The 14,429-nt window shown below is 56.0% G+C and carries 9 protein-coding genes; 7 read left to right on the plus strand and 2 right to left on the minus strand.

Annotated features, from left to right (window positions below; genetic code table 11):
* Positions 1-98: 98 nt before the first annotated feature.
* Together RBB76_RS00170 and RBB76_RS00175 are read left to right on the plus strand one after the other, a co-directional pair.
* Positions 99-1,754 (plus strand): alkaline phosphatase family protein, encoded by a 1,656-nt coding sequence (locus RBB76_RS00170; RefSeq protein WP_429634829.1) that lies wholly within the window; start codon positions 99-101, stop codon positions 1,752-1,754.
* 213 nt (positions 1,755-1,967) lie between these two features.
* Complete coding sequence (locus RBB76_RS00175) at positions 1,968-2,315, plus strand: hypothetical protein (RefSeq protein ID WP_429634830.1); 348 nt, start codon at positions 1,968-1,970, stop codon at positions 2,313-2,315.
* Between the two features lie 251 nt (positions 2,316-2,566).
* Here RBB76_RS00175 and RBB76_RS00180 read toward each other — a convergent pair whose 3' ends face one another.
* Positions 2,567-3,697 carry a ScyD/ScyE family protein gene (locus RBB76_RS00180; protein ID WP_429634831.1) on the minus strand — a complete coding sequence of 377 codons (1,131 nt, stop codon included), beginning with the start codon at positions 3,695-3,697 and terminating at the stop codon, positions 2,567-2,569.
* 137 nt (positions 3,698-3,834) lie between these two features.
* On the opposite strand from RBB76_RS00180, the gene RBB76_RS00185 reads away from it, so the two are divergent.
* Together RBB76_RS00185 and RBB76_RS00190 are read left to right on the plus strand one after the other, a co-directional pair.
* Positions 3,835-5,769 carry a hypothetical protein gene (locus RBB76_RS00185; protein WP_429634832.1) on the plus strand — a complete coding sequence of 645 codons (1,935 nt, stop codon included), beginning with the start codon at positions 3,835-3,837 and terminating at the stop codon, positions 5,767-5,769.
* 289 nt (positions 5,770-6,058) lie between these two features.
* Entirely contained in the window at positions 6,059-7,186 is a 1,128-nt protein-coding gene (locus tag RBB76_RS00190; protein ID WP_433963493.1) for an IS110 family transposase, read from the plus strand.
* 662 nt (positions 7,187-7,848) lie between these two features.
* Here the strand turns inward: RBB76_RS00190 and RBB76_RS00195 are convergent.
* A complete protein-coding gene (locus RBB76_RS00195; RefSeq protein ID WP_429634922.1) occupies positions 7,849-8,478 on the minus strand; it encodes a TetR/AcrR family transcriptional regulator in 630 nt (209 codons plus the stop codon).
* 1,009 nt (positions 8,479-9,487) lie between these two features.
* Here RBB76_RS00195 and RBB76_RS00200 point away from each other — a divergent pair.
* The 3 genes from RBB76_RS00200 (at position 9,488) to RBB76_RS00210 (ending at position 14,227) form a co-directional block, all read left to right on the plus strand.
* Positions 9,488-11,080, plus strand: a complete 1,593-nt coding sequence (locus tag RBB76_RS00200) for a DHA2 family efflux MFS transporter permease subunit (protein WP_429634921.1) — start codon at positions 9,488-9,490, stop codon at positions 11,078-11,080.
* A 119-nt stretch (positions 11,081-11,199) separates the two neighbouring features.
* A complete protein-coding gene (locus RBB76_RS00205) occupies positions 11,200-11,484 on the plus strand; it encodes a hypothetical protein (protein ID WP_429634920.1) in 285 nt (94 codons plus the stop codon).
* Positions 11,485-11,803: 319 nt separating this feature from the next.
* The gene (locus tag RBB76_RS00210; protein ID WP_429634918.1) at positions 11,804-14,227 is read left to right on the plus strand and encodes an ABC transporter permease; all 2,424 of its coding nucleotides are present in this window, start codon (positions 11,804-11,806) and stop codon (positions 14,225-14,227) included.
* The last annotated feature ends 202 nt before the right edge of the window (positions 14,228-14,429 follow it).

Here is a 14,429-nt window from a genome sequence, read left to right on the forward strand (position 1 = left end):
CACCGTACATGTAATGTGAATTCTAGTCCCAGTTGTATGACCTCTCTCGATCTGTACTAGTAAACTTAGTCATGCCAATTCCCGTTCGTCTGCTTGCGTTGATTGCGCTAGTCCTGGGCTACAGTTCTACGGTCTTTGCCGATGCGTACGATGCAAAGCCGAAGCTGGTGGTAGTACTGGTGTTCGATCAATTTCGTGGCGATTATCTAGACAGATACCGGGCTGATTTCAAGACAAAAAATGGCTGGAATCTCTTCCTGAAACAAGGCTCGCACTTTGTTGACTGCTATTACGATTACGCAAACCTGGTTACAGCGGCTGGACATTCGACGATTGGTACCGGTGCCTACACCGATGGTCACGGAATCCCGTTGAACGAATGGTACGAGCCAGGGCCGGACGGAAGCATTCGACAGGTTAGTTCCGTCGCCGATGATCGATACAGACTTGTCGGCGCACCGCCGGGTACGAAAGATTTGACTGGCGCATCAGCTCATAGAGAGATGGCAACTACTCTGGGAGATGAGCTAGTCGTCGCAACGAATGGGCGAGCGCGGGTTTACGGCGTTTCAATGAAGGATCGCGCCGCTATTTTGACTAGCGGCCATGCCACCAGAGGCGCGTTCTGGATAGACCACGACACCGGAATGTGGCAAACCTCAACGTACTGGATGAAAGAGCTTCCAAAGTGGGCCCGCGAATTTAACGCAAGTGGACGGGCCGAAGAAGTACGTAAAGAGAGTGGATTGGCACAAGGCAGCTTTTATGAGTTGGTTGGCCGATCAGCGGCAAGCGTAAGTTACCAGCTCGATTTTGCGAAAACACTGATCGTTGGCGAGAAGCTTGGACAAAACCCGGATAATGTGACCGATATGATCACGATATCCATATCTTCGACCGATATCAACGGACACGCACATGGGCCCGACGATCCATCCCAGAGAGACCTGATTGTGCAGTCAGATGTTTCGTTGAATGCATTCTTCACATTTCTCGATCAGACTGTTGGACTAAAGAACGTGATGGTAGCGATGACCGGTGACCATGGAGTTGCGATCAGTCAGACTGCAGCCGACGCGATGGCGATGCCTGCACTTGATTTCCCTCCAGAGCAATTTACGAAACCGCTTGAGGCGATGCTAGAAGCTAAGTATCCGGCCAAGGCAAACGGATTCTACGTTCTACAGATGGACAACCCTTATCTGCTGTTGAACAAGCAAATGTTCGAAGCTGCAGGTGTCTCGGAAGAAGAGGCAGAAAATAATGCGAAAGTGATGGTCGAGCAGATCTTTGCGGGCTTCACCCATGTCGGTGATGGGACCGCTGAATCGCGTCAGAAGGAGCCCGCGATCGTAACTCATATCTACACAAGTAAGCAGATGCGGGAGGGTGCCCTGCCAGATACGCAGTATGGACGGCTAGTGGCTCATAGCTACTCCCCCTATGTAGGCTGGGCTCTGCACATCAACTTTGGCCCATATCAGTTTCCATGGCACGGTTCTGGAACGACTCACTTTTCCGCTAACAGTTACGATCGACATGTGCCTCTGGACTTCTTTGGAGCTGCATTTATACCGGGAACTTATCACGGCGTTGTCGCACCCGTTGACATAGCTTCGACGTTCGCCTCGATACTCAGGATCAACCGCCCCAGTGCTGCTGTAGGGCGCGTGTTAACAGAAGCCATGAGAAATGAAGGGCCAGCCTCTACTTCAGTTCCTGATGCTAAGGCTGTGCCTGCATCGGAAAGATAGACGAGTCGCGTTGTGTCATTCGTCCGAGGGCTGTTTTCCTACTCGTGTTTTATCTACTCACATCCATCGGAGCGGAACAAGAAACACGACGAGTGTGCCGATTTAGGCAGGAGTGGCTATTTGGTGACGTGAGTGAAGTTGCTTATACGCTTGTCTCGATATCCCGCTAGAATTCGTGACTGCATAGAAACACAAAGATTGAGGGGCTTGAGAATGGCCGAAAAAACGGTGGTGGATAAAGCGGGAGAGACGGTTGGGGTGGGAATAGCGATGGCGTCGGACGTGGCGGGGGCCATCAAAACAGCAATTAGCGCTGCCGTGACCACTGTGACCGAGGTTCTAAAGCCAAAACCTATGAAGAAGCCAGCTAAGAAAACTGCCCCGAAAAAGGTAGCCAAAAAGACATCTCCGAAAAAGACCGCGAAAAAGATCGTGACAACGAAGACTGCGAAGAAGGCAGCTGCGAAAAAGGTCGCTAAGAAAGCCGCAGCGCCGGCGAAGAAAATCGCAAAAAAAGCTGTCAAGAAGCCTGCAAAAAAGAAGACAGGCCGACCGCGGTGACAACGGTTGGGCAGCCCTCAGTCGCTCCTCTACGAAGGCGTGATGCACGAAATCCACCATTCGCTAGACCAGAACCAGGCAGGATATTAAATAAGGGGCGCCGGATGAACCATGTATCAGGCGAGGCTTTGGCCACACCGGGAGATACATCCGGAGTCGTGCTGCATCTCTGCGCGCAACTCGGTCTTCAGGCGCCCCTTGAACGAGATCAGTATTCTCAGGCTAAAGTCTCGGCCCGAGTAGAACTAGTGTTAGGGAATCGTAATGCGGACGATTTGACCGGCTCCCGGAGACGCTGCTCCGAAGTTTGATACGTAGAGGTGACCATCCGGGCCGAAGGTCATTCCTGTCGGAACGGAGAGGCCTGTAGCCACATCTTCGATCTCGCCGTTTCCTTTCAGGCGAACGACTTTGCCAACGCCGAGAGTAGGAAAGCCAGCTGCGGGGGAGAGTTCGAGCGCATAGATCAGACCGTCGGGGCCGAAGCTAACCGCGACAATCGTGGTGAAGCCCGCGCGCGAACCCGCTACTCTCAGCTTTTGCAACTCGGGGCTGGGATCGAGGCCGGGTGCCGGGTCCGGGCAGCCATTGCGTGAGAGGGTCAATATCTTCGAAGAGTTGGGGGTGACCGGGAAGAGGCCGAGATTGCCGACGAAGAAGTCACCGTTTCTCTCGGCGATTGAGGTAGGAACGATATGACCCTCGGCTTCCGATATATCGATCTCCTCTCGAACTTCGCCCTGAGCAGTGATGGAGAAGAGCTGGCCATGGTTCGACTCGACCGTATAGAGGCGATCCCGATAAGCAATGAGGCTGTAAGGGACACCATCTGGCTCAAAGTCCGCTTCGTTGGGGTATGTTGCAGGGTGAGCTTTCACGAATGCACTAAGGTCAGCGACAATCTTCCATGTGCCGGTTGCGGTATCGACCTCAACGATGGCGTTGGGAATGGTTGGATTCCCGTGCGAGCATCCCCCGCCTTCGAGTGCGGCATACAACTTGCCGTTAAGAAAAGCGAGGTCGGCGACGCCGAGGAAGTCGGGGGGCATATTGCTGACTGCGGAAGGAAATCCGGAGGCTACGATCACTCGTTTCCCCACACTGGAGACTTTAGAAATTGTGGCAGTGAGACCGCCGGTGTAGGGTCCGACCGGTGGGATGACCTGTGTGCACTGACCGTTGGTGGAGGTTGAACCGCCGGTTCCGGCTTCGGCGACGTAGAGTACTCCGTCAGGTCCGAACTTGAGGCCGCGCGGCCCGTTAAATCCCGACGCATAGAGTTGGACATTGGAGGAAACCTGCGCGTGGGACGTCGCCGGTACTATACTGGCGAGGCCTGTGGCGCAGGCTACAGCTACAACGATTGCAGAACGCTTTTGCATATCAGAATCCTCTCTTCGCGGGAGCCGTATCTCGGCGATCCGCAACGATCTTGAGGTTCTGAGGTGGGCCCCAGGAAGTTACGTGACGTGAGTCACGCGTTACATCACGTTGTTTGAACGACTTGCGGCTACCTTTCATGCGTCCAGAGATAACGCAAATCGATCCAAGCCTGATTACGGAACAGGTCGAACGCATTCTTAAGTCAAAGGTCTTTGGGGCTGCAGCCCGCAGCCAGGCCTTTCTTCAGTATGTTGTCGAGAAGTCGTTGGCGAATTCACCGCCCAAAGAGTATGCCATTGCAGTCGATGTCTTTGGGCGAGGGACCGAGTATGACCCGACGGTTGATTCAACGGTCAGGGTAGAGGCGGGTCGTTTGCGCAGTCGTCTTCGGGAATACTATGCCGGGGAGGGCCAAGGCGATTCGCTCCACATCGAGGTCCCCAAGGGAAGCTATGCAGCCGTCTTTAAGGTGCGCGATACAGAGAGAGGGCGACACCGACAGCTCCAACCGGGCCTAGCGGATCCCCCAGCGGCGAAAGGCGCAGCCGAAACGGAAGTTGAGGCAAAGGCCGCGGGTGCCCCGACCGCGGAAGCTAGAAATGGTCACCTCAGAATGCGGGCGGGGATTCTGGTGTGCTTGCTGGCGCTAGTAGTTGCTGTTGTCGCCTGGTTTCTCCAAAAGCGAGTCAGAGCGATCAAACCGATCCGGTCCATCGCCGTCCTTCCGCTGCAAAACCTGTCGGGTGACCCGCAGCAGGAGTATTTTGCCGATGGAATGACCGACGAACTAATCACGGAGCTGGCGCGGATCCCGAATTTGCGGGTTGTCTCGCGTACATCAGTGATGCGCGACAAGGGAAGCGGAAAATCGTTGCGGCAGATCGCTCAAGAGCTTGGTGTCGACGCGATCATTGAAGGCTCGGTGGTTCGCGCGGACGACCGCGTTCGGATCACGACGCAACTTATCGACGCACGGGATGATAAACACCTGTGGGCGCAGAGCTTCGAGGGGCACCTGAGCGACGTTCTGTCACTGCAGGATGATGTCGCACGCGAGATCGCATATCAGACGAAGACTGCCCTGACTCCGTCGGTCCAGAGCCAGCTAGCGAGCGCGAAGCATATCAATCCCGAAGCTCATGATGCTTATTTGCGCGGTCGGTTTTTCGTCGAAAGGCGGGACGGTGAGACAGCGGCAACTTATTTTCGCACGGCCATTTCGCTGAATCCGGAATATGCCGCAGCGCATGCAGGACTTGCGGAAGCGTTTATCACGATGCACGAGGCAGGCGGAGCACCAGTGAACGAGGTGATGCCGGATGCAATCGCCGCCGCGAAACGAGCCATCGAATTGGATCCGAACGATGGAGAAGGCTACACGGCGCTAGGGACGATCGACACAGTCTTCCTGTGGGACTGGGACGCGGCGGAACGGAATCTTCGCCGCGGGATCGAGCTCAGCGCAAACAGCGCTCTTGCCGAGATCCGTTATGCAATTTATTTGACTGTGCGAGCTCGCAGTGAGGAGGCCATTGCCCACATGCGAAAGGCGGTAGAGTTGGATCCGCTGTCATTTTTCGCGAATCGGTACCTAGGGAGCACGCTCTATTTCGCGAGGCACTACGACGAAGCGTTGGCAGCGCTAGTTAGCGCCAGTGAAATTGCGCCGGATGAGGCGGCTGCGGTTCAAGGTTGGGTAGCCAACATCTATGAAGTTGAGGGCAAGTACGATCAGTCAGTCGCTGCCGAACTCAAGGGGATGGAGCGGTATGCTACTCCGCCGCAGGTTGATCTTTTGCGCTCGGCGTACGAGAAGGGCGGCTGGAAGGGCTATCGCGAGGCACACCTCCAGTATTCACTCTCACAGGCCGGCCATCAGTGCACTTCGTATGACATTGCAGAAGACTATCGGGCACTTGGCAGGGTAGATGAGACGTTCTATTGGTTCGACCGTGCATTCGACGAGCGCTGCATCTTCATGATGGCCTTGAACGCAGATCCGAAACACGACGGAATCCGCAGCGATCCGCGCTATCACGAGCTTTTGCGGCGAATGAATCTAGCGCAGTAGGCCCTGGCACGGATTCTGTCCATGGAACGCGAGCCTCGCCGTGTGGCGCGATGGGCAACAGTTTTTTGCCTGTTCAATCCGAGCTGACGAGTTGGATTAAACATGCGCAAAATCTCAGGCGCTGCACGTTCCACCCGAACGAATAGTCGCTTTCCGGACAGGTGCCCTCGGCTCAACTATTGCTAACAGTCAGTATGGAGTGACCGGCGCCGATGCGCCGACCGTGGGTTAGGCTGTGAGCGTCCTTACGGACGCACAGTTCAGAGCCACAAGCGGAAGGGAGCCGGTCATGAAGGAGAAGGTACGATTTCTAGGTTTGGATGTCCATGCTGAGACGATCGCCGTGGCGGGCGCGGAACCGGAAGGTGAAGTGCGGAGCCTGGGAACCATTCCGAACCGCGCTGAGTCTATCCGTAAGTTGATCAAGAAGCTTGATCCAGCAGCCAAGCTGAGAGCATGTTACGAAGCCGGACCGACGGGCTACGTCGTGTACTGGCAACTGGCGGAGCTGGGCGTCGAGTGCGAAGTTGTGGCACCCACGCTGGTGCCGGTCAAGGCTGGCGACCGAGTCAAGACGGATCGGCGGGATGCAGAGAAGCTGGCGCGCTGCTATCGATCCGGGGATCTTACGGCGGTATGGGTTCCCGATGAGGGTTCCGAGGCCTTGCGCGATCTGGTGCGTGCCCGCGAAGCAGCCAAGCAGGATCAGACGCGGGCGCGTCATCGCTTGAGCAAGTTCCTTCTGCGCTCCGGTCAGCGTCCACCATCCGGGGTGAGACCCTGGACACGCCCCTATCTCATCTGGGTCGCGCAGGTACGCTTCCCACAGATCGCCCAGGAGGCTACACGGCAGGATTATCTGCACGAGGTCGAACACATGCGCGAACGGGTGGCGCGTCTGGAGCAAGCCATCACAGAAGCGGTCAAGCTGGCTTCCCCCGCGTTACAACAAGTCATCAACGATCTGCAGGCACTGCGCGGCATCGCAGATATTTCGGCGGTGACCATCGCGGCCGAGCTGGGCCAGCTATCTCGCTTCGAAAGCGCCCGGCAACTGATGGGTTATTGCGGTGCTGTGCCCAGCGAGGACTCCAGTGGCAAGCGGATCAGGCGGGGAGGCATCACGAAAACCGGCAACGCGCACTTGCGGCGAATCGTTGTCGAGGCGGCCTGGAGCTATCGTCGTCCACCAGGAGTCTGGTATGGATTACGCAGAAGACAGGAGAGCATTTCGGAAGAGGTCAAAGAGATTGCGTGGAAAGCGCAACACCGCCTGCACAAGCGCTATATGAAACTGGGTGCAGCCGGCAAGGACCAGAGAAAGATCGTTACAGCAGTCGCTCGTGAGCTGCTGGGCTTCATCTGGGCCATCGGCACTAGGGCAGAAACGCTCGCCAATCAGCAAGCCGCAGCCTAGAAAGAACAAAGCAAAAGCAACAACTTCCCCAATAAGGAAAAAGCAAGAAACTCACGGATGAAATACGCCACCAATCTCGAGCACAGAGCCAGCAGCAGCCGGAGCAAGCACGAAGGAGAATCCTCGCTTGGCCTATGCGACAGGCTCGACCGGACTCGCGATAACAGTCAGAGGCAGCTCCCGACGGATCATGATTATGCGGTCCCGACCCGCGAATATCAGACTGATCAATCGTCGCTCAAATCTGCCCAGGCTGCTGCTCGCTCTGTCTTCGGGAAACAACAAAAGCAACGACAAAAACAACCCCACTGTTGCGCAGAGTTGACAGGGTCACTCCATATCAGGCCAATGCGCGTTTCCACAGAGTCGGCACCTTCAACCCTGGAAACGCGCCTCGGTGATTTTTGCATCAATCGAGAAAATGGCCGGTAACTTCCGGATCGCCGACAACACACCAGGAACCTTAGAACGAACGGCGACATGACTCCGCTGGATGCATTTCCGTGGTATCCCCAACTGAAACTCTACTTCGGCTTCGGCCTTCATTTGGGAGTAGTCAGTGGTGATCGGTGGAATAGTGGTAAATCGAACCGCACCCTCTACCAAAGGCATCTTTGCAAATCGATCGTCGCGTTGATCGCATTGTTATGCCAGCTGCCTATTCATGCGGACGAGATCAAATGATCAAACAGCGATTGGATCAGGGTGCGGGTGCTCTTTTGAGAGAGTTCTGCGCCAAGGATTCTCTGGGTGACTGCCAGACCATGAGCAAGATTGATGATAACCGTGATGAAATCCTCCGGCTTCAGGCTCGAAGTGACTCCCGGAGACCGGAGGAGGTCCCTGATAAGCTCGCTTCCGTCGCGAAGCTGCTGCCGATGCACTTCAACAAAGCTTTGCCGGATACGTTCGCTCCGAAGAGCTCCGACCTCGAATTCAGCGCGAAGCACGATCCAATCATGGTCCGTCATCAGGTCGGCGATGGCGTCCCTCATTTTTTTCAACCGCTTCTTGCCAGAAGGCTCTTCGTTGAGCAGAGAACGAAGGAAATTCAGATGAAGCGCCTGCTCCTGTTGGATTACAGCGAGGAACAGCTCTTCCTTGCCATCGAAGTTGGAATATAAAGCGCCCCGGGAATAACCGGCGTCCTCGGCGATCTTCTCCGCCACCGCGCCGCCAAGCCCGTAAAGCAGAAAGTGCTTGCGCCCTTCGGCGATCAATATGGCACGAGTCTGCGCTCTGCTCTCCTCGCGCGTAAGCCGTTTCCTCGGTTTTGTGCTGCCCACAGGCATCGGATCCCTACTCCTCTCGGGCGCAATGACGATTCATCGACTGTTCCAAAGAGACGCATTCTACTACCGCGAACGTCTGAATCGAAGTTGCGCCATGCGATCCGGAACGCCAATGAACACTCTGCATCCAGATACCAAGATAGCTTATTCTTCTGGAGGTCTTACCTGGACAGCCAAACCTCGCTTGAACCGGCCGTACATTACAAGCCCTTATGCTAGGCTTCGAGCACCTAAAACAATCGAACGACCAAAACCACTGCTGTGACCGCAATCGCCATGATTGCGAGAGCTGAGGTATGCCATTGGGATGTCTTCCGGGTCGGCTTTCATCTTTGGTTTTCATATTGCGTCCTCCCTTGCCCTGCGAGCGGAAACGAGAGAATCGCGATTGTCCGCGACCTGCCAAAAACTGAAAGTGGTCAGAGGTGCGCCCATCCCCGGCGTATCAGCGTTACGCCGAATCCGACGCACACAATTGCTGTTACACGCAACGTCGGCACATATAGCGATCCCAGCCATGCCATGTAAGAAGAAAGCGCAGACTGTCCAGACTCTATACAAAGGCCCCAAATCCCGAAAGCCATGCAGATGAAGCCCAAAACGAAGCAGATCCACTGCTCAACAACAATCCTAGCGGGTGGAGTGCCTTGTCGCTCAGTCCCTTCCTTCTTCCACGTGCTCCGTCCGGTACTCGATGTGTGATCGCGGTTGAGGTCTCCTACATCTATGCGAAGACTGCAGGGGCCGCGATCATTGCTTTGAATCGGGGATATGACTTTGGTCGTCAATGTTATGCGTGTGTCAGCCATCATAGCCTCCTCCATAAACTTTGCACTATACATACAATATGATTTCAGATACATTATGTATATTAAATAAATCCGCCGCGCTCAATTTTAGAGAAAGAGCATTGAGTGCAAACGGCTCACAAAGTATCGGATCGGACCGCGGTTGCTTGGGCTCACGTTCTTGAATCTGACCCCGCTCAATCGACCGGAAAGGAAAGCGGATGTCAGATGAAGTCGGGAGCAGCGGGCGATGGAAGCCTGGTGTTAATCCCTGGCTGATTGCAGCGACTGTTGCGCTCGCTGCCTTCATGGAGGTTCTCGATACTTCCATTGCCAATGTCGCCCTTCCCCACATTGCCGGCGACCTCGGTGCCAGCACTGATCAAGGGACCTGGGTCCTCACCAGCTATCTGGTCTCGAACGCGATCATTCTGCCAGTGGGCGCATGGGCGTCCAGCGTCATCGGCCGCAAGAATTTCTTTCTGCTTTGTATCACCATCTTCACTGCGGCAAGTTTTCTTTGCGGTATCGCCCCAACGCTCCCGATCTTGCTGATCTCGCGCGTACTTCAGGGCGTCGGAGGTGGCGGCCTCCAGCCTATGGCGCAGGCCATCATGGCGGATTCCTTCGAGGAAAAGAAGCGTGGCCAAGCCTTCGCGCTCTATGGTCTTGTCGCAGTTCTTGCGCCATCCCTTGGGCCGACGATCGGTGGTTGGATCACCGACAACTACTCCTGGCGATGGATCTTCTATATCAATCTGCCCGTCGGCATCCTCGCGTTCTTTCTGGTCAGCCGCCTAGTCCAGGATCCCCCCTGGATCAAAGCAGATCGTGCCAATCTCAGGAAACTGGACTACATCGGCCTCGTCCTGCTCACGGTCGCCATGGGCGGCATGCAGATCATGCTCGATAAGGGTGAAGAGAACGACTGGTTTGCCTCCAACTTTATCCGCATCTCCTGCCTTCTATTCGTTGCAGGTATGACCGGCCTGATCTGGTGGCAGTGGCGGGCTAAGAATCCCATCATGAATTTGCGGCTATTCAAATACAAAAATTTCGCTATCTGTTGTTTCCTCATGATTCTTGTCGGCGGCGTCCTGAATGCCGCAACCGTACTTGAGCCCCAGTTCTTGCAGCAGCTGATGGGCTACACCGCAACCCGTGCTGGGGAGGCGCTCGCAGGCGGCGGAGTTGCCCTGCTCGTCGTTATGCCCCTTGCAGGAATAGCTACCGGAAAATTTCCTGCTAGAAACATGGCTGCATTCGGTTTCGTCTGCTTCGCCGGCGCGTTCTATTACACCTCCACGCACTTCACGCTCACTATGACCTTCGGCTTTGCCTCGTGGTTGCGAATTCTTCAAATGTTCGCGATTCCTTTTGCCTTCATCGCCATCACCACCGCAGCTTATGTCGGACTTCCAAAGGAGGCGAGCAATCAGGTCTCCGGGATCATCAATTTCGTTCGGAACGTTGGCGGCAGTATCTTTATTGCCATCACTGGAGCGATCGTCACCAACCGTTCTCTCTTCCACCAGGCGCGTCTGCAGGAGTCCATGCAGCCCGGCAATCCCGCCTTCGTCAGCCAAGTTAATGCGCTTACTTCTTACTTTGGCGGTAGCGGCAAAGGGCCTGGACCCGGCCACATGGCACAAGCTGCTATTTATCAGCAACTCAATCAGCAGGCTGCGGCGCAGGCTTATCAGGACATCTACCGTCTGCTCTGTTGGATGGCAATTGGCATGGTGGTGTGCGCCTTCATTCTCAGCAAGAACAAGCCTGGACAGGGCGCCCCAGCAGGAGAAGCAATGCACTAGCAATAGAGCTCACCAGCACGCCAGTATCTCCGAACAAAATTGCACTTCTAAAGTGCTTCGAATGGTTTTGTAAGGCCGTAAATCTAACAGATGTCACTTCAATCAGGAGAAAAGGTTACATGTGGGATAAGAAAACCAACTCGATTGTTCACGCTCGGCAGGTGCCTGTCGAACGAGTTGCCGAGTTTATTGTGGCAGCGGAGAGAGAGTTAGCAGCCTTTTACGGGACAGTATTCAGACGATATGGCCTGAACAAAGCCAGGAAGGCAACGCAGGACTGGATCGAAGGATTAGAGACGATGGATTGGCCCGCTGACCGAGCCCTCCCGAACTGGCATCAGGTAACAATCGTCGCTGCCAATTGCCTTGCCTTCAGAATCATCGACCATTCGCCAAGCCGATGAGGACCGACCTCCCTTCCGCACTTGGGATGGATGATGATTCATTCCATCAGGAGCGATTCTCGATTGATGACGAATCGCCGATTCACTCACCTAACGCCCCATCTGCGGCCAGTGAAACCTAAATCCTGGTTGACGGGCAAACCGCAAGCTATCCTAACTTCCTGTTTTGCCGACAACCCGTGAAGTTGCATCCTAAATAAAGAGCCGCCGAAGGCCTAGATATTAATCACCCAGCAACCCTCGAGATCAAATATCCTGCTCACCACAAATAAATTTCAAGGTCATACTTGAAACCCAGATGGAACCGTGAGGTCGTTTGATGTCGAGTATCCTCCGAAATCTCCGCTACTCAGCCCGCACGTTATGGAAGGACCCCGGCCTTACCATCACAGTTCTACTCACCCTGGCCCTCGGCATCGGCGCGAACACCGCCATCTTTACCGTGGACTACGCGACCCTGCTCGCCCCGTTGCCATACCCCGAGCCCGACCGGCTCGTTGTCGTCTGGTCGAAGATTCAGACCTTTCACAACGTCATCTCCGCCGGCGACTTCACCGATTGGAAGCGTGAAAACTCAAGCTTCCAGGACCTCAACGCCTTCACCTTTGGCTCCTTCAACATCGCCAGCAAGGACCAACCCGAGAACATCGACGGCAGGCAGGTCACCGTCGGCTTCTACAAAATGTCGGGCCGCCCATTCTTCCTTGGCCGCGACTTCCTGCCCGAGGAGGGCGTCGAGGGAACGGATCACGTTGTGATTCTCACCCACAAACTCTGGGCGCACCTCGGCTCCGATCCCAAACTCGTCGGCCAGTCCATGCGCATCAACGGCGAGCCCTATACCGTGGTCGGCGTGTTATCCCCCGGTCTCGACGATCGCAGCGAAGCTCAGCTCACCGTGCCACTCGTCTTCAAACCTGAGCAACTCAACCACGACTTCCATTGGCTCCTATCCATCGCTCGCCTCAAACCCGGAGTCACCGTTCAGCAGGCTCAGGCCGATATGGATTCAGTCGCTGCCCACCTCGCAGAGGCCAATCCCAAAAGCAACAAGGGCTGGGGCGTCTTCGTCGAGCCGCTCAAAAATGACTTCCTGCCCAGCGAACGCAAACAGACACTCTGGCTTCTTCTCGGCGCCGTAGCCTTCATCTTGCTCATCGCATGCGTCAACGTCGCCAATCTTCTCCTCGCCCGCGGCCTGGCTCGTCAGAAAGAACTCGCCGTCCGCAGCGCACTCGGAGCAAGTCGCCGAACCATCTTCGAACAACTCATCACCGAAAGCTTATTGCTCGCAATCGCCGGCGGCCTCCTCGGCATCGGCGTTGGCTACGCGATGCTTCAGGGCCTATTGGCTATCATGCCTCGCGGAACCCTGCCGGATGAGGCTGATCTCCACCTCAACCTCCCGATCCTGCTCTTCACACTTGCAGCCACCACTTTCGCCGGCCTTCTCTTCGGCAGCGCCCCCGCGTGGTACGCCTCGCGCGTCGATCCCGGCGAAGCGCTCAAGGAAGGCAATCGCACCGGCGTTGGAACAGGCCGCCATCGCTTGCGACAGATCCTTGTCATCGGCGAGGTCGCCCTCGCCCTCGCTCTACTGTCCGGCGCAGGCCTCGCAATACACAGCTTTCTCAATCTCCTTCGCGTCGATCTCGGCGTCCGCACCGACCATGTCCTTACCTTCTACCTTCCCGTCCCGGAGTCGCGCCCCAAAGACCCCGAGAAGGTCATTGCCTATTACAAGCAGATTCTCTCCAGCGTCAACGCCGTCCCCGGCGTAACCTCAACCTCGGCGATGACCGGTCTTCCTCTCTTCGGCGCAGGCTTTGGCATGCCGTTTACCATCGTCGGAAAACCCGCCTTCAACGATCCCTCCATGCGACCTAACACCGGCTTCGGCATGGTTACGCCCGACTTCCTCAAAACCTTCGGCGTTCGCATGGTCAGTGGCCGGTTCATCACCGACCAGGACACTGCATCCAGCGTCAAAGTAGCCGTCGTCAACGAAGACTTTGTGAAGAAGTACTTCAAAGACGTCGACCCGCTCCAGCAGCGCGTCTCGGTCGAGCAACTCATCCCCGGCGTCGCCAAGCTCGGTCCACCGCTCGAGTGGCAGATCGTCGGCGTCTATCACAACGTCCATAGCCGCGGCTTCGACGACCCGCGCCCCGAGATGGAGATTCCTTTCTGGCAGATCCCCTGGTCCACCGCAGGCATTGGAGTCCGAACCGTCAACGACCCCGCAACCATGGTCAAAAGCATCGCCGCAGCCGTCCACTCCGTTGACCCCGAGATAGCTCTCGCCCAACCCCGCTCCATGGAAGAGGTCCGTGAGCTGGTTCTCTCCAACGACCGCTTCACTCTCGCCCTCTTCGTCAGCTTCGCCGCCGTCGCGCTTCTTCTCGCCGCACTCGGTGTCTACGGCGTCATGTCTTTCTCGGTGGCGCAGCGCTCGCACGAGATTGCCCTTCGCATGGCGCTGGGCGCAAACCGAAGCCGTGTCGTCGCCCTCATCGTTCGAGAAGGCCTGGCTCTCGCCGGCATCGGCCTCATCATTGGCCTCATCGGAGCTTACTTCGTCGGGCGCGGCATGCAGAGCACCCTCTATGGAATCGGAAAGCTCGACCTCTCTGTCTTCGCTTCCGTCGCGCTCCTTCTACTTTGCGCCGCAGTCATCGCCTGCCTTGTCCCCGGCCGTCGAGCCGCCTCGGTCGAACCTATGCAAGCCCTCAGGGCAGAGTGAATAGGATTGCGTTTTCTGCAACCTTTGACGCCGCGAATGCCAACCCCAAATCGGAATGGAACCAAATCCTGAGTCGCCGGGGTTCTGGAAGAGCTGCCGACGACTCGAGACTTGTTGAGTGTTCATCAAGGCGTCGTTGAATTGTGGGAGGATTATTCTACCTAGAGAGATCGAGGATGAGCGAGCGCGAGGCAATCCTACA

Origin of the sequence: Tunturiibacter psychrotolerans (assembly GCF_051013365.1) — a bacterium.
Lineage (GTDB): Bacteria > Acidobacteriota > Terriglobia > Terriglobales > Acidobacteriaceae > Edaphobacter > Edaphobacter psychrotolerans_A.

Coding starts and splice junctions, on each gene's coding strand:
- RBB76_RS00210 (WP_429634918.1), top strand. CDS start 11,804: ATGTCGAGTATCCTCCGAAATCTCCGCTACTCAGCCCGCACGTTATGG.
- RBB76_RS00190 (WP_433963493.1), top strand. CDS start 6,059: ATGAAGGAGAAGGTACGATTTCTAGGTTTGGATGTCCATGCTGAGACG.
- RBB76_RS00180 (WP_429634831.1), bottom strand. CDS start 3,697: ATGCAAAAGCGTTCTGCAATCGTTGTAGCTGTAGCCTGCGCCACAGGC.
- RBB76_RS00175 (WP_429634830.1), top strand. CDS start 1,968: ATGGCCGAAAAAACGGTGGTGGATAAAGCGGGAGAGACGGTTGGGGTG.
- RBB76_RS00200 (WP_429634921.1), top strand. CDS start 9,488: ATGTCAGATGAAGTCGGGAGCAGCGGGCGATGGAAGCCTGGTGTTAAT.
- RBB76_RS00185 (WP_429634832.1), top strand. CDS start 3,835: ATGCGTCCAGAGATAACGCAAATCGATCCAAGCCTGATTACGGAACAG.
- RBB76_RS00195 (WP_429634922.1), bottom strand. CDS start 8,478: ATGCCTGTGGGCAGCACAAAACCGAGGAAACGGCTTACGCGCGAGGAG.
- RBB76_RS00205 (WP_429634920.1), top strand. CDS start 11,200: ATGTGGGATAAGAAAACCAACTCGATTGTTCACGCTCGGCAGGTGCCT.